Genomic DNA, 21,312 nt, shown 5'->3' with positions numbered 1-21,312 from the left:
GCTCAGGCGAGGGCGTCGGCCGGCCAGCCCAGGGCGGCGCCCAGCCGCTTGACCGACGACTCCAGGCCGTGCGCGGCCGCCAGGGACGCCAGCGCGTCGGGATCGGCCGGCCGGCGGGGCAGCTCGTCGTCGAGCGGGGGCAGGTCGATGTCGCGGGCGACGGCGACCACGACCGGCGCGGCGTCGAGGTAGGCCGCGCCGGCGTGCAGCTTCTTGAGGACGGCGGCGGTCAGCGGCGCCTTGGCGACGACGGCCCGCGCGGCCGCCGCCCGGATGCCGGCCAGGTCGCCGAACGCGCAGATCAGCGCCGCCGCGGTCTTCGCGCCGATCCCGGCCACGCCGGGCAGCCCGTCGCTGGGGTCGCCCCGCAGGACGGCGAAGTCGGCGTAGGCCCGGCCGGGGATGCCGTACTTGGCGGTCACCGCCGCCTCGTCGACCCGCTCGATGTCGGTGATGCCCCGCGCGGTGTAGAGGACCCGCACCCGCCGCTCGTCGTCGACCAGCTGGAACAGGTCCCGGTCGCCGGTGACCACGTCGACCGGGCCCTCGGCGCGGGTGGCGAGCGTGCCGATGACGTCGTCGGCCTCGTAGCCCGGGGCCCCGACCCGGGCGATCCCGGCCGCCGCGAGCACCTCGGCGAGCACCGGCACCTGCGGGCCGAGCTCGTCGGGCACCTCCTCGCCGCCCTCGGGCGCGACGCGGTGCGCCTTGTAGGAGGGCAGCGCCTCGACGCGGAAGGCCGGCCGCCAGTCGTCGTCCCAGCAGGCGACCAGCCGCGCGGGCCGGTGCGCGGTGACCAGCCGGGCGGTCATGTCGAGGAAGCCGCGGACGGCGTTGACCGGTCGGCCGTCGGGCGAGGTGATGCTGGTCGGCACGCCGTAGAACGCGCGGAAGTAGAGGCTGGCCGCGTCCAGCAGCATCGTCGTCACAGCCCGCGACCGTAACGGCCGGGAGCGATCCCGGTGCGCGTGGATAGTCTGCGATCCGTGCCGATGTCCTCCTCGCCCGGACCGCTGGTGACCGCCGACCGCGCGCAGACCGCCCGCGCGGTGGCCGACGAGCTCGGGATCGACCTGCTGGTGGTGACGCCGGGGTCGGACCTGCGCTACCTGTGCGGCTACAACGCCCACGCCATGGAGCGGCTCACCGCGCTGGCGGTGCCGCGGCGGGGCGAGCCGTTCCTCGTCGTCCCGCGGCTGGAGGCGCCGATGGTCGGCGCCGGCCCGGCCGGCGGCCTCGGGCTGGAGGTGCTGGCCTGGGACGAGACCGACGACCCGTTCGCGCTGCTGGCCGCCACCGCCACCGCCCGGCTGGGCGGCGCGCCGGCGCGGGTGGCGGTGGGCGCGCGCACGTGGGCCGAGCACGCGCTCGGCGTCCAGCGGGCGCTGTCGGGTGCGGCGCTGGAGCTGGCCGGCCCGGTCGTCGACCGGCTGCGGATGGTGAAGACGGCGGCCGAGGTCACCGAGCTGGCGGCCGCCGGCGCGGCCATCGACCGGGTGCACGCGCGGATGGGGGAGTGGCTGCGGGTGGGCCGCACCGAGGCGGAGGTGGGCGCCGACATCGCCGCGGCGATCCTCGCCGAGGGCCACGTGGGCGTGGACTTCACCATCGTCGGCTCCGGGCCGAACGGCGCCAGCCCGCACCACGAGGTCTCCGACCGGGTGATCGGGGCCGGCGAGCTGGTCGTCGTCGACATCGGCGGGGAGACCGCGACCGGCTACCGGTCGGACTGCACCCGCACCTACGCGGTCGGGGCGCCGCCGGACGGCGAGGTCGCCGAGTGGTACGCCGTCCTGCAGGAGGCGCAGCGCGCCGCCACCGCCGCCGTCCGGCCGGGGGTGACCGCCGAGCAGGTGGACGCCGCCGCCCGCGACGTCATCGCCGCCGCCGGGTGGGGGGAGTACTTCATCCACCGCACCGGGCACGGCATCGGCCTGGACACCCACGAGGCGCCCTACATCGTGACCGGCAACGACCTGCCGCTGGTGCCGGGGATGGCCTTCTCCGTGGAGCCGGGCATCTACCTGCCGGGCCGCTGCGGCGCCCGGATCGAGGACATCGTCGTCTGCACCCCGGACGGTGTCGCCACCCTCAACGAGGGTCCCCGTGACCTCGTCACCCTCGCCGGCTGAGGGCGGCGGCGGGGGCTCGGTGCCCCCGCCCGCCTCCGCCGACGTCGACCGGGTGCTGCTGGCGGCGCTGGCCCGGGACGGCCGGGCCAGCTACACCGAGCTCGCCGAACGGGTCGGCCTGTCGGTGTCGGCGGTGCACCAGCGGGTGCGCCGGCTGGAGCAGCGGGGGCTGATCACCGGCTACCACGCCACGATCGACGCCGCCTCGCTGGGACTGGGGCTGACCGCGTTCGTCTCGATCACGCCGATCGACGTCGCCCAGCCCGACGACGCCCCCGCCCGGCTGGCGCACCTGACCGAGATCGAGGCCTGCCACTCGGTGGCCGGGGTGGAGAGCTACATCCTCAAGGTGCGGGTGCCCTCACCCGACGCGCTGGAGGCGCTGCTGCAGAAGATCCGCGCGGCGGCCAACGTCACCACCCGCACCACCGTGGTGCTGTCGACCTTCTACGAGGACCGCCCGCCGCTGTAGGACCCGCGCGCCCACTGGACACCGGTTCGAACGCGTGTTCGGATGGGCGGCATGCGGTGGGACGCCCAGCGGCTGGATGCCGCCGAGTCGGCCACGCTGCCCGGGATGCCCACGACGCGGGGCCTGCTGCGCAGCGTGCAGGTGCCGGAGTTCCCCGGCGTGACCTTCCACGAGGTGCGCAGCAAGAGCGCGCTCAACGAGGTGCCCGGTCCGTCGCCCATGCCGTTCCGCTGGACGATCAACCCCTACCGGGGCTGCACCCACGCCTGCGTGTACTGCCTGGCCGGCGACACGCTCGTGCTGATGGCCGACGGCGGGCAGGTGCCGATCGCCGACCTGCGCGTGGGGGACCGGATCGTCGGCACCGAGCAGCGGGGGAGCCACCGGCGCTACGTGACGACGGAGGTGCTCGCGCACTGGTCGACGGCCAAGCCGGCCCACCGGGTGCGCCTGGCCGACGGGACCGAGGTGGTCGCCAGCGGCGACCACCGCTTCCTGACCGGCCGCGGCTGGACGCACGTCACCGGTGCGACGGCCGGCCGGGGCCGCCGTCCGCACCTCACCACCGACGACGAGCTGCTGGGCCCCGGCCGCTCGCTCGCCCTGGTCGGGGTCGCCGCGGCCGCGGGCGCCGGCCGCCCGCGGCGGATCCTCGGCACGCGGGTCGGTGGGGGACCGGACCTGCGGGTCGTGGACGTGGCGGACCTCGGCGTCGAGTTGCCGATGTTCGACATGACGACCGGCACCGGCGACTTCGTCGCCAACGGCGTGGTCAGCCACAACTGCTTCGCCCGGGGGACGCACCAGTGGCTGGAGCTCGACACCGGCCGGGACTTCGACACCCAGGTGGTCGTCAAGCGCAACCTGGTCGACGTGCTGCGCCGCGAGCTGGCCCGGCCCTCGTGGCGCCGGGAGCACGTGGCGCTGGGCACCAACACCGACCCCTACCAGCGGGCCGAGGGGCGGTACCGGCTGATGCCCGGCGTGATCGCGGCGCTGGCCGGCTCGGGCACCCCGTTCTCGATCCTGACGAAGGGCACCCTGCTGCGGCGGGACCTGCCGCTGCTGGCCGCCGCGGCGCGGGACGTGCCGATCGGCCTCGGGGTGTCCCTGGCGATCCGCGACGACGAGCTGCACGCCTCGCTGGAGCCCGGCGTGCCCAGCGCGCGGGCGCGGCTGGAGCTGGTGCGGGCGATCACCGACGCCGGGCTGCCGTGCGGGGTGTTCCTCGCCCCGGTGCTGCCCGGGCTGACCGACCGCCTCGCCGACCTCGACGCGACGCTGGCGGCGATCGCCCAGGCCGGGGCCGGCGGGGTCACCGTGGTGCCGCTGCACCTGCGCCCCGGGGCCCGGGAGTGGTTCTCGGCCTGGCTGGCCCGGGAGCACCCGCAGCTGGTGCCGCGCTACCGGCAGCTGTACCGGCGGGGCGCGTCGGTGGCTCCGGAGTACCGGCGCTGGCTGGCCGGGCGGGTGGCGCCGCTGCTCGCGGCGCACGGGCTGGACCGGCAGGCCGGCGGGGCGGCCCGCGGGGTGTCGCCCGCCGGCGGCATCCCCGGCGACGAGGACTCGGAGTTCCCGGCCGGCAGCCTCCCCGCCGCGCCGGCCCCGGTGGGTGCCGCCGACCCGGCGGGAGAGGGTCCGGAGCAGCTGGCGTTGATCTGAGCGTGGCGGGTCAGCCGGCCAGCCGCGCCGAGCGGGCGACGGTGCGCAGGGCACGCACCGCTCCCCGGGCGGCGACCGGGGGAGCGCCGGCGGCCAGCGCGAGCCGGCGGAAGGAGTCGTAGGAGAGGGTCAGGTAGACCGCGGCCAGCTCCTCGGCCTGCGCCCGGCGGGAGGGCGGCGCGGTCAGCCGCAGGTGGTGGGCGGTGCGGACGGCGTGCTTGGCGAACGTCACCTGCAGCGCCTGGGAAGACAGCCGACCGCCGACCGCCGAGGCCGTCCCCGGGCCGCGGCGCAGCGCGGGCAGCACCCACGGGCTGGCGGCGAGGACGGGGAACCGCGCGCGGCTGGTCTCCCAGGCGTGCCAGGCCGCGACCGCGCCGGGCACCGACCACTCCCCGTCGTCGGTGTGCACCAGCAGCCGGCGTGCCGTGGCGTGCACCTGGTCGCGGCGCAGCGACCGGAACTGTCCCACCGGCGCCGGCCAGTGCAGCGCCAGCGCGCACCAGGCCACGGTGCGCAGGTGTTCGGGGGCCTCGCTGCGGATCTCGGTGAGCGGCCGCAGGTCCAGGTGCGGCGGCTCCGGCTCGGGGGTCGGCACCGACGGCAGCGCCACGCCGCCGTAGCGGGCGACCTTGCTGTACAGGGCGACGGTGGCCGGCTTCCAGCCGCGGGCGGCGGCGATCGGCGTCAGCCCGTCCTCGGCCAGCTGGTCGGGCCCGAGGCCGAGCTCGAGGGCGGCGTCGACCAGCCGGTGCCACTGCGGCTCATAGCCCTCGGGCGCGCGCAGGCGGCGCCAGGACCGCGCCGGGGGAGGAGCCGGCATCGACGGCAGCGCGGGCTGCCACCCACCCGTCATGACCGAATTCTACCGTTATCCCCAACAAATCGGCACCCCCTCGTTCGTGGTCACTTGCCGAAGGTGACCGGCCGGCGCCTCCGGCGCCGGATCGATGACCGCGGGGGCCTGCGTGGCGGCACGACCAGGGGGTACGGGACCAGCGGGACCGTATCCGAACAGGCCGATGGCTGTTGGGGATAACGGTAGAATGTGCCGCTTCACCGCGCGGAGCCGGGCCGAACTGGTGACCATGACCGGGTGCGGACCGTGGGCGTGGAGGAAGAACTGCTCGTCGTCGACCCCACCGGCCGCCCCGTCCCGCGCGGACCGGCCGCCCTGGAGGTGGCGGCGCGGCGGGGCGAGGGCGAGACGGTCGCCGAGCACGACCGCGCCGACCGGGCCGGAGGGGAGCCCGACCGGCGGCCCGCCGATGATGCCGCAGCGCCGGCGGGAGACAGCGGCGACGCGCGGGGCGGCCTGGTCCCCGAGCTCAAGGCCCAGCAGCTGGAGTTCGCCACCCGCGTCTGCGCCGACCTGGCCGACGTCACCACCGACCTGCGGTACTGGCGCCGACGGGCCGACGCCGCCGCCCGCGCCGTCGGCGCCCGGGTCGCCGCGCTGGCCAGCTCACCGGTCCGCGTCGAGCCGGTGACCACGCCGGGGGACCGCTACGAGGAGATGACCGACACCTTCGGCCTGACCGCCCTCGAACAGCTGACCTGCGGCTGCCACGTGCACGTCGCGGTCGACGGCGACGAGGAGGGCGTCGCCGTCCTCGACCGCATCCGGATCTGGCTGCCGGTGCTCACCGCGCTGACCGCCAACTCGCCCTTCTGGCTGGGCCGCGACAGCGGGCACGCCAGCTTCCGGTCGCAGGCGTGGAGCCGCTGGCCCTCCTCCGGCCCCACCGAGCTGTTCACCGACGCCGCGCAGTACCACCGGCTCATCGAGCAGCTGGTCGCGACCGAGACGATCGTCGACACCGGGATGGTCTACTTCGACGCCCGGCTGTCCGAGCGCTGGCCCACCGTCGAGGTCCGGATCGCCGACGTCGCCCTGCGCGTCGAGGACGCCGTCACCCTGGCCGGCCTGGTCCGCGGGCTGGTGGACACCGCGGCCGCGGAGTGGCGGTCCGGGGTCCCGGCGCCCGACGTGCGCAGCGAGGTGGTCCGGGTGGCCGCGTGGCGGGCCGGCCGCTCCGGGCTGACCGGCGACCTCGTGCACCCCGGCACCGGCCGCCCCGCACCCGCGGCCGAGGTGCTGGCGGCCCTGCTCGAGCACGTCCGGCCGGCGCTGGCCGACGCCGGCGACGAGCAGCGGGTCACCGCCGGCGTCGCCGAGGTCCTGCGCCGGGGCACCGGGGCGGACTTCCAGCGCCGCGTGCACGAGGCGACCGGCGACCTGGCCGCGGTGGTGCGCGCCGCCGTCGAGGAGACGCACGCCGGACCGGGCCGGTGAGGTCGCGCGCAGGGTCCGCAGCGGCGTCCCGGAGCGCCGGTTATCGTCCCGCCATGCACACCGCCAGCTGGCGCGACGTCGTCCGGAGGGACCTCTTCGGAGCCCGGCCCCCCGTCCGGGACCGGCCCTACCGGCTGGTCATCCGGGTGGCGCTGATCATCTTCCGGCTGCTCCGCTTCCAGTTCGACGTCCGCGGGTCCCAGCACGTGCCCGCGACCGGCGGCGCGATCATCTGCAGCAACCACGTCAGCTACCTGGACTTCACCTTCCTGGGGCTGGCCGCGCTGCCGCAGCAGCGGCTGGTGCGGTTCATGGCGAAGGCGTCGGTGTTCCACCACCGCTTCTCCGGGCCCTTCATGCGCGCCATGCAGCACATCCCGGTCGACCGCCGGGCCGGCGCCGCCGCGTTCGAGTCCGCCGTCCGCGCGCTCAAGGACGGCCACGTCGTCGGCGTCTTCCCCGAGGCCACGATCAGCAGCAGCTTCATGGTCAAGGACCTCAAGGCCGGCGCCGCCCGCATGGCCGTCGACGCCGGCGTCCCGGTCATCCCGGCCGCGGTGTGGGGCGGGCAGCGGGTGGCCACCAAGGGGCACTCGGTCGACCTCAAGCGGAACGTCCCGATCACGGTGATCCTGGGCGAGCCGATCGTCCCCGGGCCGGGGGAGAAGACCCAGCAGCTGCTCAGACGGGTCCGCGCGGCGATGGAGGAGCTGGTCGAGGAGGCCCAGCGCACCTATCCCGCGCAGCCGGCCGGCCCCGAGGACCGCTGGTGGCTGCCGGCGCACCTCGGCGGCACCGCGCCCACCCCGGAGGAGGCCGAGCAGCTCGACCACCACGACGTCCGCGGCACCGCCACCAAGGGCCACCGCCCGCACCCGGTGGTCCGGGTCAAGGCGATGTGGGCCCGCCGCCGCGCCTCCCGCTGACCGCTGGCTGTCAGTCGACCACCGCGGGCGCCATCAGCCGGAACACCTCGAGTTCGACGTCGTACCACCGCCGCATGCGGCCCAGCGGCTCCATCGCCAGCCGGCGGCACACCGCCAGGGACGGCGCGTTGCCCGGCCGGACGACGGCGTAGACCTCGGGCAGCCCGGCGGCGAACCCGCGGTCGATCACCGCCCGGGCGGCCTCGGTGGCGTAGCCGTGCCCCCAGCAGTCCGGGTGCAGGTGCCAGCCGACCTCCACCTCGCCGACGCCGCCCGGCAGCGGCTTGAGCAGCACCGTGCCGGCGACCACGCCGGTTCCCGAGACCTCGACCGCCCAGACGCCGGCCCGCGCGCCGGAGGCCGACACCGCCGCCCAGCGCGCCACCAGCTCGACCGGCGTCACCGAGGGCCGGCCGCCCAGCCAGCGGGTGACCTCGTCCCGGCCGTACAGGTCCAGCAGCCGGGCCAGGTCGTCGCGGCGGGTGCTCCAGGGCCGCAGCCGCAGCCGGGCGGTGCACAGTTCGGCGCCGGCGGCCTCCATCCGCTCTGCCTACCGCCGGGGCCCCTCCCCGGCCACCCGGAGGGCCCGGTAAGCCCCATCAGTCGGCGAGCGAGGCGATCCGCGAGGCGGCGGCGGCCCGGTCGGCGGCCACCGGGTCCACACCCCGCGCCGCCCACCACGCCCGGCCGCTCTCCGGCAGCGTGGCGATCGGGTCGTAGTAGGTGTAGCGGCGGTCGAGGGCGTCCTCGTCGGCGCGCTCGATGCCGGTGCGGTAGTTCTTCGTCCAGTAGCTGATGCCGCGCTCGCGGTCGTACTCGGCGACCTGGTGCACCCAGCGCTTGCCGACGTAGGGCACGTCGCACACGATGCGCGGCGTCGCGAAGCCGGGCAGGTAGCCCATGATGTCGTGCTGCAGGGTCTGCGCCTGCGCCAGCGACACCCGCCAGTGCTCGGCGCTGGGCACCATGTCGCACATGTAGAAGTAGTAGGGCGTGATGCCGGCGCCGTCGAGCAGCGCGAAGCACAGGTCCAGCAGCGCCGGCGCGGTGGTGTTCACCCCGCGCAGCAACACGCCCTGGTTGCGGACGTCGCGCACCCCGGCCGCCAGCATCGCCCGCGCCGCCTCGGCCACCAGCGGGGTCACCTGCTGCGCCGCGTTGACGTGGGTGTGCACCGCGAGGGAGACCCCGCGGGCGCGGGCCGTGGCCGCCAGCCGGGCCATCCCCGCGACGACGTCGTCCTGCAGCCAGTGCTGCGGCAGCCCCATGAGCGCCTTGGAGGCCAGCCGGATGTCGCGGACCGACTCGATCTCCAGCAGCCCGGCGACGAACGCCTCCAGGCTCCGGAACGGCAGGTTGGCCACGTCGCCGCCGGAGACGACGACGTCCCGGACGCCGGGCGTGGCCCGCAGGTGGTCCAGCATCGCGCTCTGCCGGTCGACCGGCTTGAGCGCGAACCGCAGCTTGGCCACGGCGGGGGTGGAGTTGCCGACCAGGTCCATCCGGGTGCAGTGACCGCAGTACTGCGGGCAGGTGGACAGCAGCTCGGCCAGCACCTTGGTGGGGTAGCGGTGGGTGAGCCCCTCGACCGCCCACATCTCGTGCTCGTGCAGCGAGTCCCGGGCGGCGTAGGGGTGGCTGGCGGCGTCGCCGGGCAGCCGGTCCGAGGCCACCGGGAGCATGTAGCGCCGCACCGGGTCGGCCAGCATCGCCGCGGTCGTGGGCACCGCGCCCGGCACCATCGTGTTGAGCATCTGCGGCGGCAGCAGCAGCGACATCGTGGCGCGGCCGGCCTGGTCGGCCTCGACGTCGGCGTAGAACGCCTCGTCGAGCAGGTCGCCGTAGACCCCGCGCAGCTGCCGGACGTTCTTCGCGCAGTGCGCCCGCTGCCACTGAGCGCTCCGCCACTGCTCCGCGGTCACGTCGGCGAAGCCGGGCAGCCGCCGCCAGTCGGGCTCGGCCAGCTCACGGGCGGTGTACTCGTAGGGCTGTTCCAGCACGGTCGGCGCCTCCTCGGTTCCCGCTGTCGAGCGGACCATACGGGAGGATCTTCGGCCAAACCGGCGTTGTGCGCTAGGTTGTGCAGCGATGAGGGCCCACATGGCAACAGACGTGTCGTGGACGCGGCGCGCGCTGGGGGTGCACCGCGTGCTCGAGCCGGCCGGTGCGCTGCCGCAGGCCGCCCACCGGCTGCACGCCGACCCGGCGATCGGGCCGGACGAGGTGCGCCTCGCGGTACAGCGACTGAACCTCGACGCCGCCTCCTTCCGTCAGTTGTCGGAGGCCTGCGGCGGGGACGGCGCCGCGGTCCGCTCCGCGGTGGAGGGGATCGTGGCCGCCCGGGGCAAGATGCAGAACCCGGTCACCGGCTCCGGCGGGATGCTCCTCGGCGTGGTCGACGCCGTGGGGGAGGCGTCGCCGCTCGGGCTGGCGGTCGGCCAGCGGGTGGCCACGCTGGTCTCGCTCACCCTCACCCCGCTGGCGCTGCCGCACGGCCTGCCCGACTGGGACGGCCGCAGCGAGCAGGTCCCCGCCGCGGGGACGGCGATCCTCTTCGCCCGCTCGATCGCCGCCGTCCTGCCCGACGACCTGCCCGACGCCGTCTCCCTCGCCGTCCTCGACGTGTGCGGGGCGCCGGCCGCCACCGCGCGGGTGGTGGCGCGGTCGGCGGCCCGGTCGGTCGTCGTCCTGGGGGCGGCGGGCAAGTCCGGCTGCCTGAGCCTGGCCGCCGCCCGCGCGGCCGGCGCTCCCGAGCTCACCGGGCTGGTCCGCGACGAGCGGGAGGCCGCGGCGCTGTCCGCGGCCGGGCTGGCCGACCGCGTGGTGGTCGCCGACGCCACCGACCCGCTGGCCGTGGCCGAGGCGGTGGGGGAGCCGGCCGCGGTGACCGTCGTCTGCGTGGACGCGCCCGGCGCCGAGCACGGAGCCGTCCTCGCCACGGCCGACGGGGGCACCGTGGTCTTCTTCTCCATGGCGACGTCGTTCGCGCAGGCGGCGCTCGGAGCGGAGGGGATGGCGGCGGACGTGACCATGCTGATCGGCAACGGCTACACGCCGGGGCACGCGGCCCTGGCCCTGGACCTGTACCGGTCCACCCCGGGCGTCCGGGCGCTGATCGACCCGCGGGTGAGGGCATGAGCCTGCTGTTGACCGGCGTGACGGTGGGGGACCGGCCGGGGCGGGCGGTGCGGGTGGAGGACGGCCGGATCGCCTGGCTGGGCGACGCCGCCGACGCCGCGCCGGCCGACCGGGTGGTGGCGGGGGAGGGATCCCTGCTCACGCCCGCCTTCGTCGACGCCCACGTGCACGCCACGGCCACCGGCCTGGCGCTGACCGGCCTCGACCTCCACTCGAGCCTGAGCCTCCAGGCCGCCGTCGCGGCCGTGGCGGCGCACGCCGGCGGCGCCGGGCAGGACATCGTCCTCGGCACCGGGTGGGACGAGACCGGCTGGCCGGAGGGGCGCGGGCTCACCCGGCACGACCTGGACGGCGTCGTCGGCGACCGGCCGGCCTACCTGGCCCGGGTCGACGTCCACTCCGCCACCGTCTCCACCGCGCTGCTGGATCGGGTGCCGGGGATCGCCGGCCTGCCCGGCTTCTCCGCGGACGGCCGGCTGCGGCTGGACGCCCACCACGCGGCCCGGCGGGCCGCCTACGGCGCCGTCGACGCCGGGCAGCGCCGCACCGCGCAGCGGGCCGCCCTCGCCGCGGCCGCCGCCCTCGGGATCGGCAGCCTGCACGAGATGGCCGGCCCGGAGGTCTCCGGTGCCGAGGACCTCGCCGGTGTGCTGGAGGTGGCCGCCGGGCAGCCCGGCCCGCTGGTGCTCGGGTACTGGGGGGAGCTGAGCGAGCGCGGCGGGCTGGACCTGGTCGGCGAGCTGGGGCTGGCCGGGGCCGGCGGAGACCTGTTCTGCGACGGCGCGTTCGGCTCGCACACCGCGGCGCTGAGCGCGCCCTACACCGACCGGCCGGACACCGCGGGCAGCCTGCGCTTCGAGACGGCGTCCCTCGTCGAGCACGTCCGCGCCTGCACGCTGGCCGGGGTCCAGGCCGGGTTCCACTGCATCGGGGACGCCGCCGTCGAGCAGGTGCTCACCGCCGTCGGCGCCGTCGTCGACGAGCTGGGCCGCGCGCCGGTGCGGGCCTGCCGGCACCGGCTGGAGCACGTGGAGATGGCGGGGCCGTCGGCGGTGACCCGGATGGCCGACTGGGCGATGGTGGCCAGCGTGCAGCCGGCGTTCGACGCGGCGTGGGGCGGCACCGACGGCATGTACGCCGAGCGGCTGGGTCCGGACCGCGCGCCGGCCTGCAACCCGTTCGCCGACCTCTCCGACGGCGGGGTCGCTCTCGCGCTGGGCAGCGACGCCCCGGTCACCCCGATGGACCCGTGGGGCGGGGTGCACGCCGCCGTCGACCACCGCACGCCCGGGTCGGGGCTGCGGCCGTTCGACGCCTTCGACGCGGCCACCCACGGCGGCTGGCACGCCGTCCGCCGCGAGCACCGGGACGGTCCGCTGGCCGTCGGCGCGCCGGCCACCCTGGCGCTGTGGGCGACGGACCGCACCCTGTCCGGCGTCCTCGCCGAACGGGTCCGGCCGGAGTGCCGGCTGCTCCTCGTCGACGGCGACCCGATCGGAGCCCTGTCATGACCGCCGTTCCGGACTCTCGGCGCGGAAAGTCCGGGGACGAGGCGGACTTTCGGCGCGGAAAGTCCGGGGACGAGGCGGACTTTCGGCGCGGAAAGTCCGGGGGAGGAGTGCGATGAACCGGCTGGAGCTGGACCCGGGGCTCGTGGCGCGGGCGCGGGCGCTCGCCGGCCGCGCCGCCGAGCCGGTGGTCGACCTCGCCCGGCGGCACACCACCGTCTCGGTGGAGCGGGCGGTGCTGCGGCTCGCCGGCCTCACCGGCACCGACCCGGTCACCGGCGACGGGGTGGTCACCGACCGCGTTCCGTGGGTGAACCGGGTGGTGGACGCCGTCCGCGAGCAGGTGGGCCTGGAGTCCGGCGTCGCGCTGCCGGTCTGGCACGCCCTCGCCGCCGGTTCCGCGCCGGACCTTCCGGCGCTCGCCGAGCAGGTCGGCGCGGGGACGGCGCGGTTCACCGTGCCCACCGGCGCCGACGCCGAGCGCGCCCGGGACGCCGCCCGCGCGGCCGTCGCGACCGGCATCGCCCGCATCGACGTCAACCGCCGGCGCCGCGAGGAGCTGGTGGCGACCCTCGGCGACCCGCCGCGGCGGCCCTGGATCTACCTGATCGTGGCCACCGGCGACATCCACGAGGACATCCCGCAGGCGCAGGCCGCCGCCCGCGCCGGCGCCGACGTCATCGCCGTCATCCGCTCCACCGGGCAGTCGCTGCTGGACTACGTGCCCGAGGGCGCCACCCGCACCGGGTACGCGGGCACGTACGCCACCCAGGAGAACTTCCGGCTGATGCGGGCCGCGCTGGACGACGTCGGCACGGAGCTGGGCCGCTACGTGCGCCTCACGAACTACGCCAGCGGCCTGTGCATGCCCGAGATCGCCGTCCTGGCCGGCCTCGAGCGGCTGGACATGATGCTCAACGACGCGATGTACGGGATCCTCTTCCGCGACATCAACCCGCAGCGCACCTTCGTCGACCAGCGGTTCAGCCGGATGGTGCACGCCCGCGCCGGGATCATCATCAACACCGGCGAGGACAACTACCTCACCACCGCCGACGCCGTCGACGAGGCGCACACCGTCACCGTCAGCCAGCTGCTCAACGAGACCCTCGCGCACGAGGCCGGGCTCGAGGACTGGCAGCTCGGGCTGGGCCACGCCTTCGAGATCGACCCGGACCGGCGCGAGTCCTTCCGGCTGGAGCTGGCGCACGCGATGCTGGCCCGCGCACTGTTCCCCGACACGCCGCTGAAGTGGATGCCGCCGACCAAGCACATGACCGGCGACGTCTTCCGCGGCTACCTGCTGGACGGCTTCTTCAACCTCGCCGGGGCGCTCACCGGCCAGGGCATCCTGCTGGTGGGGATGATGACCGAGGCCGTCGTCACCCCGTGGCTGTCCGACCGCGACCTGGCGCTGCGCAACGTCCGGTACGTGCTGGACGCCGCCGGCGGGCTGGTCGAGGACTTCGCGCCCCCGAAGGGCGGCTTCATCGACCGGCGCGCGCACACCGTGCTCACCGAGGCGGTACAGCTGCTGGAGCGGATCGCCGGCGAGGGCCTGCTCGAGGCGATCGCGGACGGGACCTTCGGCATCACGAAGCGGCCCCCGGACCGCGGCAAGGGCCTCGACGGCGTCGTCCGGCTGGCGCCCGACGCGTACAACCCGGCGCTGGAGCTGCTGGAGCGGGAGGTGGCCCGTGCCTGAGCAGGGCCGACGTGGCCACGACGGCCCTCCGGGGACCGTGATCCGGCCGTACGGCGACACGACCGGCGACGGGATGGTCCAGCTGTCGTTCACCCTGCCCGTCAGCCCCGGACCGCGGGCGGAGGGCGCGGCGCTGCAGCTCGCGCAGAAGATGGGCATCGAGCCGGCGATGGTCGTGCACAGCCACGGGATCGGCGGCGACTTCACCTTCCTCGTCGTCTACGGCAGCGTGCGGCACCTGGTCGACCTGGACGCCGTGCAGGTCGAGGAGCGCGCCTATCCGCTGCTGGCGCCGGCGGAGGTGAACGGGGCGATCCGCGCCGGCCTGCGCCGCAAGCTCGTCGTCCTCGGCGCCTGCATCGGCACCGACGCGCACACCGTCGGCATCGACGCGATCCTCAACCTCAAGGGCTTCGCGGGGGAAAAGGGTCTGGAGTACTACCGGGAGCTCAGCGTCGCCAACCTCGGCGCGCAGGTCAGCGTGCCGGAGCTGGTGGCACGGGCCCGGACCGAGCGGGCCGACGCCGTCCTCGTCTCCCAGGTGGTCACGCAGAAGGACGCCCACCTGCGGAACACCCGCGAGCTGGCCGCCGCCTTCCGCGAGGCGATGGGGGAGGCCCGGCCCCTGCTCGTCGTCGGCGGCCCGCGCTTCGACCCGGCGATGGCCGCCGACCTCGGCGTCGACAAGGTCTTCGGCCGGGGGACGACGCCCGGCGAGGTCGCCAGCTACCTCGTGTCCGCCCTCGTCCCCACTGGAGCCGCAGCATGAGCGACGACGACCCCCGCCTGGGGCTGACCGTCACCCACCGCCGGTACGTGCCGTACGCGCACGCCCACTACGGCGGGTCGCTGGTCGACGGCGCCTACACCCTGGGCCTGTTCGGCGACGTCGCCACCGAGGTCGCCATCGTCATGGACGGCGACGAGGGCCTGCTGGCCGGCTACTCCGAGGTCCGCTTCCTCGGGCCGGTGCGGGCCGGCGACGTCCTGGAGGCCACCGCGGAGGTGGTGCGGATCGGCCGCCGCAGCCGTGAGCTGCGCTGCACCGCCCGGGTGGTGGCGCGCGCCGAGCCCGAGCGGGGGCCGTCCGCGGCCGGCGTGCTGGGCGAGCCGGTGACCGTCGTCGAGGCCACTGCCACGCTCGTCGTCCCGGGGCCAGCAGGCACGCCGTAACGAAGAGGTCACAACTCGTCACGGACCTCTCCGAGGGCTTCGATCCCGTCGGCGCACTCCTTACAGTCGCTGCAGTACCACTCCGGGAGCACCGGCACGTGCTCTCCCGGACCAGTCGCGCGGGCCCCCCGGCCGTGCGGACGGCGAGCCGCCGCCCGCACCCCGGGTCGAGGGGGCCGGTGGCTGCCCGGGGGACCGCGGGCCGGGCACCCGGCGCAGACCGACCCGGCCCGCACAACCAGACAACGGCCGGCCGATCGCCGCCAGCGACCGGTCGTGCCGGCCCGAAGGTGCGGCGCCCGTGGTCCGGACGGCGCCGGCGCGACCGAGACGACCGGGCACGGACGACGGACCGCCCCCGCGCGGAGCCGCCGGCCCGCTCCGGGATGGGATGCTGGGCTCGACCGCGGCAACGGTGCCGGCGGTCGGGGCCCCGTCCGACCGGCGCGGGGCCGGCAGTGCGCGGGAGCGCCGGGTGCACGGGAGGCGACGGTGGGATCGGTCGCCCCGGGCACCCTGGAGCGCTCCGCCGAGGCACCGCGCCCCGCGTCCCGCACCCGCCGCCTCCGCCTGCCGTGGCGGACCCTGCTCGCCGCCGCCGGCGGGCTGCTGCTGCTGCTCGCCTTCCCCGGTTGGTCCGTCGTCGCCCTCGCCCCGCTGGGGCCCGCCGCGCTGGCGCTCGCCGTCCACGGCCGGCGCGCCCGCTCCGGGGCCTGGCTGGGCCTGGTGTTCGGCTTGGCCTTCTTCGTCCCGCTGCTGTCGTGGAGCGGCATCTACGTCGGCTCGCTGCCGTGGCTGGCGCTGGCCGGCTGGGAGGCGCTGCACCTGGCCGTGCTCGGCGCCGCCACCGCCGCCACCTCCCGGCTGCGGCTGTGGCCGCTGTGGGCCGCCGCCCTGTGGGTCGCCGACGAGGCGGTGCGCGGCCGGTTCGTGCTCGGCGGGTTCCCCTGGGGGCGGCTGGGGACCAGCCAGACCGAGGGGCCGTTCCTGTCGCTGGCCGCCTACGGTGGGGTGCCCCTGGTCAGCTTCGCCGTCGCGCTCACCGGCACCCTGCTCGCCGCCGCCCTGGTGGCGCTGACCCGGTCCGGGCGGCGCCGCGGCGCCCTCGCGATGGCCGGGGCGGTCGCCGTGCCCCTGCTGGGCTGGCTGGCCTGGCTGCCGCTGCCCGGCCCCTCGCTGACCGAGGGCGGGCCGACGCGGACCGTCGCGGTGATCCAGGGCGACGTCCCGCAGCCCGGGCTGGAGTTCAACGAGCGCCGCCGGGCCGTCCTCGACAACCACGTCACCGGCACGGTCGAGCTCGCCGAGGCGGTGGCGGCGGGGGAGCGGCCGCAGCCCGACGTCGTCATCTGGCCGGAGAACAGCTCCGACATCGACCCCTACCTCAACGAGGACGCCGCACGCGCCATCAGCCGGGCGGCCGCGGCGATCGACGCGCCGATCCTGGTCGGCGCCGTCGTCGACGGGCCCGGCCGGTTCATCAGCAACACCGGCATCGTCTGGGACCCCGAGGACGGGCCGGGTGACACCTACGTCAAGCGCCACCCGGTGCCCTTCGGCGAGTACGTGCCCGCCCGGGACTTCTTCCGGCTGTTCAGCGACAAGGTGGACCTGATCCGGCGGGACTTCGTGCAGGGCGGCGAGGTCGGCCTGCTGGACGTCGGCGGCGCGCGGGTCGGTGACCTCATCTGCTTCGAGGTGGTCTACGACGGCCTGGTGCGGGACGTCGTCACCGCAGGCGCCGGGATGATCGTCGTCCAGACCAACAACGCCACCTTCGGCTACACCGACGAGAGCGAGCAGCAGCTGGCCGCCAGCCGGCTGCGCGCGGTCGAGTTCGGCCGCACCGTGGTCGTCGCCGCCACCAGCGGCGTCTCGGCGATCGTCGCCCCCGACGGCTCCCTGGCCGCCCGGTCGGGGCTGTTCGAGCCGGCCGTCTTCGTCGAGGACATCGCCCAGCGGGACTCCGCCACGGTCGCCCAGCGGCTGGGGGCGGCACCGGAGTGGGCGCTCACCGCACTCGGCGCGGGGGCGCTGCTGGCCGTCGTCGTCCCGGCGCTGCGCCGGCGCTCCCGGCGGAGCACCGCATGAGCGGCGTGCTGGTCGTCGTCCCCACCTACGACGAGGTGCAGAACCTCGAGCCGATCCTCGACCGGCTGCACCGCAGCCGGCCCGACGCGCACGCGCTCGTCGTCGACGACGGGTCGCCGGACGGCACCGGCGAGCTGGCCGAGAAGCTGGCCGCCCGGGACCCGCGGGTGCACGCGCTGCGGCGGACCGCGAAGAGCGGCCTCGGCCCGGCCTACGTCGCCGGCTTCCACTGGGGCCGGGCGCGCGGGTACGACGTCCTCGTCGAGATGGACGCCGACGGCTCGCACCACCCCGAGCAGCTGCCCGACCTGCTCGCCGCGCTGGCGGACGCCGACCTGGTGCTGGGCTCGCGCTACGTGCCCGGCGGCCGGGTGGAGGACTGGCCCCTGCACCGGCTGCTGCTCTCCCGCGCCGGCAACCTCTGGACCCGGTGGGCGCTGCGGCTGCCGCTGGCCGACGCGACCGGCGGCTACCGCGCCGTCCGGGGCGGGCTGCTGGACCGGCTGCCCTTCGACGACGTCGCCAGCCAGGGCTACTGCTTCCAGGTCGACTGGGCCTGGCGGGCGGTCCGCGCCGGCGCCCGCGTGGTCGAGGTGCCCATCACCTTCACCGAACGGCGGTACGGCCGGAGCAAGATGAGCGGCTCGATCGTTGGAGAGGCGTTGGTACGGGTCACCTGGTGGGGCCTGCAGGACCGGCTGGCCGATCGGCTGCCGGGCCGGGTCCGCCGCCCCGTGCCGGGACGGGTCCGCGACGGCGGGCGGTCATCCGCGGTCCGGTAGGCGGGCCGGGGCCGCTCGATCCGGGTGGGCCGAGGAGAGCCGTGGGTCGCCGCGTGCGCTTGCTGGCCGGGCTGCTGGCCCTGGCCGAGGTCGTCGTCTTCGTGCTGGTCGCGCAGTGGATCGGGGTCGGCTGGACGCTGCTGGCCGCCCTGGCCACCAGCGCCCTGGGTTGGGCGCTGCTGGCGCGGCAGGGCACCCGCGCGCTGACCGAGCTGCGGGAGCGGGCCCGGGAGCGCCGGCCGTCGGTCCGGGCCGTCGGTGACGCCGGCCTGATCGCCGTCGGCGGGCTGCTCATGGTGCTGCCCGGCTTCCTGACCGACGTGGTGGGCCTGCTGTGCCTGCTGCCGCCGACCCGGTTCCTGGTGCGCGGGCTGCTCGCCCGGGTGCTCGCCGACCGGCTGCCGGTCGAGCTGCGCGGGCCGGTGCGCGTCCGCAGCCGCCGCGCCCCCGGTGTCCCGTACGCCGCGCCGGAGCCCGGGCGGCCGCTGGTCATCGAGGGCGAGGTCGTGCGCGACGAGGGCGAGGTCGTGCGCGACGCCGACGGGCGCCCGTCGGCCTGAGGGCGGCCACCTCCGCACGCGGGGGCCCGGCCGGTCCGGGGCCCCGGCCTCCTCCACGCCGATCCCTCCACGCCGATCCCCTCCACGCGGACGGACGCGGAACGGCCCCGGTGGGAACTCCCACCGGGGCCGTTCGCGATCGTGCGCGGGTGCTCAGCTGGCGCGGGTCCGCCGGCCGCGCAGCACCTCGAGGCGCTCGGCGAGGACCTCCTCGAGGTCCTCCACCGACCGACGCTCCAGGAGCATGTCCCAGTGCGTCCGCGGCGGCTTGACCTTCTTGGGGGTCGGCTCGGCGCCGCCGACCAGCTTGGCCGCGGAACCGTCGAACTTGCACTCCCACGTGTCGGGGAGCTCGGCGTCGTCAGCGAAGGGCACCGTGAACAGGTGACCCGAAGGGCACCGGTACTCCGCGTACTGCCGCTCGATCGGCGCGGTGTTCCGCTCGGTCTCGTAGCTCACGCTGCCCAGTCGGCTACCCCGCAGGGAACGCTCGCCCATGGCACACCGTCCTCTCGTGCTGGTGGTGTCGGTCAGAACTCGACGTCGCAGGCAGGAGTACCCACCGGACGGCGCGGTCGAAAGAACCAACGACGGATTTCGCGAAGAGATTCCGCGGAGTCGGTTCCAGATCATCTCATGGGGTGGTATACCGCCCCGCACCCACCCCTCCCGGGGGAGATCAGGGCAGCGCGAGCTGCCCCGGACCGGCCGCCGTCGGGCCCAGCTGGCCCAGCACGTGGTGCCGCCGGCAGAGCACCTGGTAGTGGATCTCGGCGTCCCGCTCGTCGGGCGCCGGGGTGGGCGCGGTGTCGGCGACGACGACCGTCTCGCCCTCGCGCACCATCGCGCCGTCCACCACCCGGGCGTTGAGCAGCCCCGGCAGGCCGCACCAGCAGAGCACCTCGACCTGCACCCGCTGGACGTCGTCGGCCACCTCCAGCAGCCGCTGGGTGCCGGGGAAGAGCCGGGTGCGGAAGTCCGTGGTCAGCCCGAAGGCGTAGACGTCGACGTGCGACTCGTCGACCAGCTCGGCGAGCTGGTCGACCTGCGCGGCGGTGAGGAACTGCGCCTCGTCGACGATCAGGTAGTCGACCCGTGTGCCGCCGGCCCAGCGGTCGCGGACCAGCAGCCGCAGGTCGGCGCCGGCGTCCACCTCGATCGCGTCGCGGCGGAGCCCGACCCGGGAGCTGATCCGCGGCGCGCCGGACCGGTCGCCCTGGGTGAGCAGCAGCCCGCGGCGGCCCGCCCGGCTGTGGTTGTGGTCGACCTGCAGGGCCAGCGTCGACTTGCCGCAGTCCATGGGACCGTGGAAGAAGCGCAGGTGCGCGGGCGCGGGGTGGCGGCGCCGGTCGCCGGCCACGGGCACCGAGGACAGCGCCCGGCCGCTGCGGGCGTCGACGTCCAGGGGTGAGCTCACAGCCGCTCCGGTGGGGTGTTGCCCGCCGCGACGACGGCGCGGCGGATCGGCAGCGCGGCCAGGGCGAGGAAGCCGGCCACGAAGAAGACCACGAGGCTGACGATCGCCAACCGGTAGGAGCCGGTGAGCTGGTAGGTCAGCCCGAAGGCCAGCGGACCGAGCCAGCTGGTGCCGCGGTCGCTGATCTCGTAGAAGCCGTAGTACTCGGCCTCCTTGCCGGCCGGGATGAGCTGGCTGAACAGCGACCGGGACAGCGCCTGGGTGCCACCCTGCACCAGGCCGATGACCGCGGCCAGGGCGTAGAACTGCCCGGCCGCGCCGGCCTGCAGGAAGAAGGCGGCGATCAGGACGCCGATCCAGGCGACCAGGCTGCCCAGCACGACCCGCTTGGCGCCGTAGCGGGCGGCCAGCCGGCCCAGGCCCAGCGCGCCGGCGATGGCCACCACCTGGACCATGAGGATGGCGCCGGTGAGCACCGACTGGTCCAGCCCCAGCTCCTCGGTGGCGTAGGTGGCCGACAGCGAGATCACCGTCTGGACGCCGTCGTTGTACAGCAGGTAGGCGCCGAGGAACCACAGGGTCAGGGGGAAGGCGCGCATCTCCCGCAGCGTCGTGGCCAGCTGGCGGAAGCCGCTGCGCGGCCGGCCCTCGACGGCGCGGACCGGGCGGTCACGCAGGCGGGACAGCGAGAACAGGGTGAAGGCGCCCCACCACAGGCCGGCGCTGGCCAGGCAGATGCGCACCGCCTCGCCGGTGCTCAGCCCCAGGGACTCCGCGCCGAGCACCAGGCCCAGGTGCACCGCCAGTAGCAGGGCGCCGCCGACGTAGCCGAAGGCCCAGCCGCGGCTGGAGACGGCGTCCCGCTCGTCGGGTCCGGCGAGGTCGGGCAGCCAGGAGTAGTAGACGACGGTCGCCGCGCCGAAGCTGATGTTGGCGACGACGAACAGCAGCGCGCCGAGCAGGTAGCGCCCGTCGGCGACGAAGAACAGGCCGGTGGTCGCCAGGGCGCCCAGCGCGGCGAAGCAGCCGAGCAGCTGCCGCTTGCGGCCGGTCCGGTCGGCGATCGCGCCGGTGAGCGGCAGCACCAGCACCTGCAGGACCACCGACAGGGACAGCACGTAGGAGAACCAGCTGCCGGGCGGGATCGACAGGCCGAGCACCGACAGCCGGCCGTCGGGCCCGGCGGCGTCCTCGGCGACCGACGTCAGGTACGGCCCGAGGAAGACCGTGGTGACGCTGGTGTTGAACACCGACATCGCCCAGTCGTAGGAGTACCAGCCGAAGCGCTCGCGGCGCAGCGCCCGGTCGGCGGAGGGGGCGGTCGGGTCGGCGGCCGTCGTCACGGGCGCAGGGTGTCAGCCGGGACGGTGACGGTCCAGCACGGGGCGGTGTCAATGGCTCGGCTCCGCACTCGCTCCGCTCCTCGGTCGCTGGCGCTCCCTGCGATGCT

General features: G+C 75.9%; 20 protein-coding genes. 13 read left to right on the top strand and 7 right to left on the bottom strand.

Going from position 1 to position 21,312, the window contains the following annotated elements; all coding sequences use genetic code 11:
• Window positions 1-2: 2 nt before the first annotated feature.
• Complete coding sequence (locus MY526_RS14915) at window positions 3-920, bottom strand: 5'-3' exonuclease (protein ID WP_436693136.1); 918 nt, start codon at window positions 918-920, stop codon at window positions 3-5.
• Between the two features lie 72 nt (window positions 921-992).
• Between MY526_RS14915 and MY526_RS14910 the strand changes: the two genes are divergently transcribed.
• The 3 genes from MY526_RS14910 to MY526_RS14900 are packed head-to-tail and all read left to right on the top strand — an operon-like array spanning window position 993 to window position 4,266.
• The gene (locus MY526_RS14910) at window positions 993-2,132 is read left to right on the top strand and encodes a M24 family metallopeptidase (protein ID WP_436704288.1); all 1,140 of its coding nucleotides are present in this window, start codon (window positions 993-995) and stop codon (window positions 2,130-2,132) included.
• Entirely contained in the window at window positions 2,107-2,604 is a 498-nt protein-coding gene (locus MY526_RS14905; protein WP_436693023.1) for an Lrp/AsnC family transcriptional regulator, read from the top strand. The genes MY526_RS14910 and MY526_RS14905 overlap by 26 nt, the downstream gene beginning before the upstream one ends.
• Window positions 2,605-2,655: 51 nt before the next feature.
• Window positions 2,656-4,266: an Rv2578c family radical SAM protein gene (locus tag MY526_RS14900; RefSeq protein WP_436704276.1), complete on the top strand. Its 1,611-nt coding sequence runs from the start codon at window positions 2,656-2,658 to the stop codon at window positions 4,264-4,266.
• A 10-nt stretch (window positions 4,267-4,276) separates the two neighbouring features.
• On the opposite strand, the gene MY526_RS14895 is transcribed toward MY526_RS14900, so the two are convergent.
• The gene (locus MY526_RS14895; RefSeq protein ID WP_436693027.1) at window positions 4,277-5,122 is read right to left on the bottom strand and encodes a hypothetical protein; all 846 of its coding nucleotides are present in this window, start codon (window positions 5,120-5,122) and stop codon (window positions 4,277-4,279) included.
• A gap of 240 nt (window positions 5,123-5,362) precedes the next feature.
• Here MY526_RS14895 and MY526_RS14890 point away from each other — a divergent pair, with 240 nt between their 5' ends.
• Both MY526_RS14890 and MY526_RS14885 read left to right on the top strand, forming a co-directional pair.
• Window positions 5,363-6,562, top strand: coding sequence for a glutamate--cysteine ligase (locus tag MY526_RS14890; RefSeq protein ID WP_436693029.1), 1,200 nt, complete (start codon window positions 5,363-5,365; stop codon window positions 6,560-6,562).
• 53 nt (window positions 6,563-6,615) lie between these two features.
• Window positions 6,616-7,488, top strand: coding sequence for a lysophospholipid acyltransferase family protein (locus MY526_RS14885; protein WP_436704274.1), 873 nt, complete (start codon window positions 6,616-6,618; stop codon window positions 7,486-7,488).
• A 10-nt stretch (window positions 7,489-7,498) separates the two neighbouring features.
• Here the strand turns inward: MY526_RS14885 and MY526_RS14880 are convergent, their stop codons facing one another.
• Window positions 7,499-8,029 (bottom strand): GNAT family N-acetyltransferase, encoded by a 531-nt coding sequence (locus MY526_RS14880; protein ID WP_436704272.1) that lies wholly within the window; start codon window positions 8,027-8,029, stop codon window positions 7,499-7,501.
• A gap of 58 nt (window positions 8,030-8,087) precedes the next feature.
• A complete protein-coding gene (locus tag MY526_RS14875; protein WP_436704270.1) occupies window positions 8,088-9,488 on the bottom strand; it encodes a KamA family radical SAM protein in 1,401 nt (466 codons plus the stop codon).
• A gap of 100 nt (window positions 9,489-9,588) precedes the next feature.
• Between MY526_RS14875 and MY526_RS14870 the strand changes: the two genes are divergently transcribed.
• The 8 genes from MY526_RS14870 (at window position 9,589) to MY526_RS14835 (ending at window position 18,445) form a co-directional block, all read left to right on the top strand.
• Window positions 9,589-10,626, top strand: coding sequence for an L-erythro-3,5-diaminohexanoate dehydrogenase (locus tag MY526_RS14870; protein ID WP_436693037.1), 1,038 nt, complete (start codon window positions 9,589-9,591; stop codon window positions 10,624-10,626).
• The gene (locus tag MY526_RS14865) at window positions 10,623-12,137 is read left to right on the top strand and encodes an amidohydrolase (RefSeq protein ID WP_436704268.1); all 1,515 of its coding nucleotides are present in this window, start codon (window positions 10,623-10,625) and stop codon (window positions 12,135-12,137) included. Before MY526_RS14870 ends, MY526_RS14865 begins: the two co-directional genes overlap by 4 nt.
• A 112-nt stretch (window positions 12,138-12,249) precedes the next feature.
• A complete protein-coding gene (locus MY526_RS14860; protein ID WP_436704266.1) occupies window positions 12,250-13,839 on the top strand; it encodes a lysine 5,6-aminomutase subunit alpha in 1,590 nt (529 codons plus the stop codon).
• The gene (locus MY526_RS14855; RefSeq protein ID WP_436704264.1) at window positions 13,832-14,608 is read left to right on the top strand and encodes an OAM dimerization domain-containing protein; all 777 of its coding nucleotides are present in this window, start codon (window positions 13,832-13,834) and stop codon (window positions 14,606-14,608) included. The genes MY526_RS14860 and MY526_RS14855 overlap by 8 nt, the downstream gene beginning before the upstream one ends.
• Complete coding sequence (locus MY526_RS14850) at window positions 14,605-15,012, top strand: hotdog domain-containing protein (protein ID WP_436693044.1); 408 nt, start codon at window positions 14,605-14,607, stop codon at window positions 15,010-15,012. Before MY526_RS14855 ends, MY526_RS14850 begins: the two co-directional genes overlap by 4 nt.
• 492 nt (window positions 15,013-15,504) lie before the next feature.
• Window positions 15,505-17,103 carry an apolipoprotein N-acyltransferase gene (lnt, locus tag MY526_RS14845; protein WP_436704262.1) on the top strand — a complete coding sequence of 533 codons (1,599 nt, stop codon included), beginning with the start codon at window positions 15,505-15,507 and terminating at the stop codon, window positions 17,101-17,103.
• The gene (locus MY526_RS14840; RefSeq protein ID WP_436704260.1) at window positions 17,100-17,885 is read left to right on the top strand and encodes a polyprenol monophosphomannose synthase; all 786 of its coding nucleotides are present in this window, start codon (window positions 17,100-17,102) and stop codon (window positions 17,883-17,885) included. The genes lnt and MY526_RS14840 overlap by 4 nt, the downstream gene beginning before the upstream one ends.
• Before the next feature lie 41 nt (window positions 17,886-17,926).
• Window positions 17,927-18,445 carry an FxsA family protein gene (locus MY526_RS14835; RefSeq protein ID WP_436693050.1) on the top strand — a complete coding sequence of 173 codons (519 nt, stop codon included), beginning with the start codon at window positions 17,927-17,929 and terminating at the stop codon, window positions 18,443-18,445.
• A gap of 153 nt (window positions 18,446-18,598) precedes the next feature.
• On the opposite strand, the gene MY526_RS14830 is transcribed toward MY526_RS14835, so the two are convergent.
• The 3 genes from MY526_RS14830 to MY526_RS14820 all read right to left on the bottom strand — a co-directional run bounded on the left by MY526_RS14830 (window position 18,599) and on the right by MY526_RS14820 (window position 21,205).
• On the bottom strand, window positions 18,599-18,943 hold the full coding sequence (locus MY526_RS14830; RefSeq protein ID WP_436693051.1) for an RNA polymerase-binding protein RbpA: 345 nt from the start codon (window positions 18,941-18,943) through the stop codon (window positions 18,599-18,601).
• A 181-nt stretch (window positions 18,944-19,124) separates the two neighbouring features.
• The gene (locus MY526_RS14825) at window positions 19,125-19,862 is read right to left on the bottom strand and encodes a thymidine kinase (protein ID WP_436693053.1); all 738 of its coding nucleotides are present in this window, start codon (window positions 19,860-19,862) and stop codon (window positions 19,125-19,127) included.
• Window positions 19,859-21,205 (bottom strand): MFS transporter, encoded by a 1,347-nt coding sequence (locus MY526_RS14820; RefSeq protein ID WP_436693055.1) that lies wholly within the window; start codon window positions 21,203-21,205, stop codon window positions 19,859-19,861. The genes MY526_RS14825 and MY526_RS14820 overlap by 4 nt, the downstream gene beginning before the upstream one ends.
• Between the last annotated feature and the right edge of the window lie 107 nt (window positions 21,206-21,312).

This window comes from Geodermatophilus sp. CPCC 205761 (assembly GCF_051383655.1).
In the GTDB taxonomy this organism is placed as follows: domain Bacteria; phylum Actinomycetota; class Actinomycetes; order Mycobacteriales; family Geodermatophilaceae; genus Geodermatophilus.
The sequence above is the reverse complement of the archived record's forward strand: the minus strand, read 5'-3'. Positions and strand labels throughout refer to the sequence as shown.

Coding starts and splice junctions, on each gene's coding strand:
- MY526_RS14915 (WP_436693136.1), bottom strand. CDS start 920: ATGCTGCTGGACGCGGCCAGCCTCTACTTCCGCGCGTTCTACGGCGTG.
- MY526_RS14910 (WP_436704288.1), top strand. CDS start 993: ATGTCCTCCTCGCCCGGACCGCTGGTGACCGCCGACCGCGCGCAGACC.
- MY526_RS14900 (WP_436704276.1), top strand. CDS start 2,656: ATGCGGTGGGACGCCCAGCGGCTGGATGCCGCCGAGTCGGCCACGCTG.
- MY526_RS14895 (WP_436693027.1), bottom strand. CDS start 5,122: ATGACGGGTGGGTGGCAGCCCGCGCTGCCGTCGATGCCGGCTCCTCCC.
- MY526_RS14885 (WP_436704274.1), top strand. CDS start 6,616: ATGCACACCGCCAGCTGGCGCGACGTCGTCCGGAGGGACCTCTTCGGA.
- MY526_RS14880 (WP_436704272.1), bottom strand. CDS start 8,029: ATGGAGGCCGCCGGCGCCGAACTGTGCACCGCCCGGCTGCGGCTGCGG.
- MY526_RS14870 (WP_436693037.1), top strand. CDS start 9,589: ATGGCAACAGACGTGTCGTGGACGCGGCGCGCGCTGGGGGTGCACCGC.
- MY526_RS14865 (WP_436704268.1), top strand. CDS start 10,623: ATGAGCCTGCTGTTGACCGGCGTGACGGTGGGGGACCGGCCGGGGCGG.
- MY526_RS14860 (WP_436704266.1), top strand. CDS start 12,250: ATGAACCGGCTGGAGCTGGACCCGGGGCTCGTGGCGCGGGCGCGGGCG.
- MY526_RS14850 (WP_436693044.1), top strand. CDS start 14,605: ATGAGCGACGACGACCCCCGCCTGGGGCTGACCGTCACCCACCGCCGG.
- MY526_RS14840 (WP_436704260.1), top strand. CDS start 17,100: ATGAGCGGCGTGCTGGTCGTCGTCCCCACCTACGACGAGGTGCAGAAC.
- MY526_RS14830 (WP_436693051.1), bottom strand. CDS start 18,943: ATGGGCGAGCGTTCCCTGCGGGGTAGCCGACTGGGCAGCGTGAGCTAC.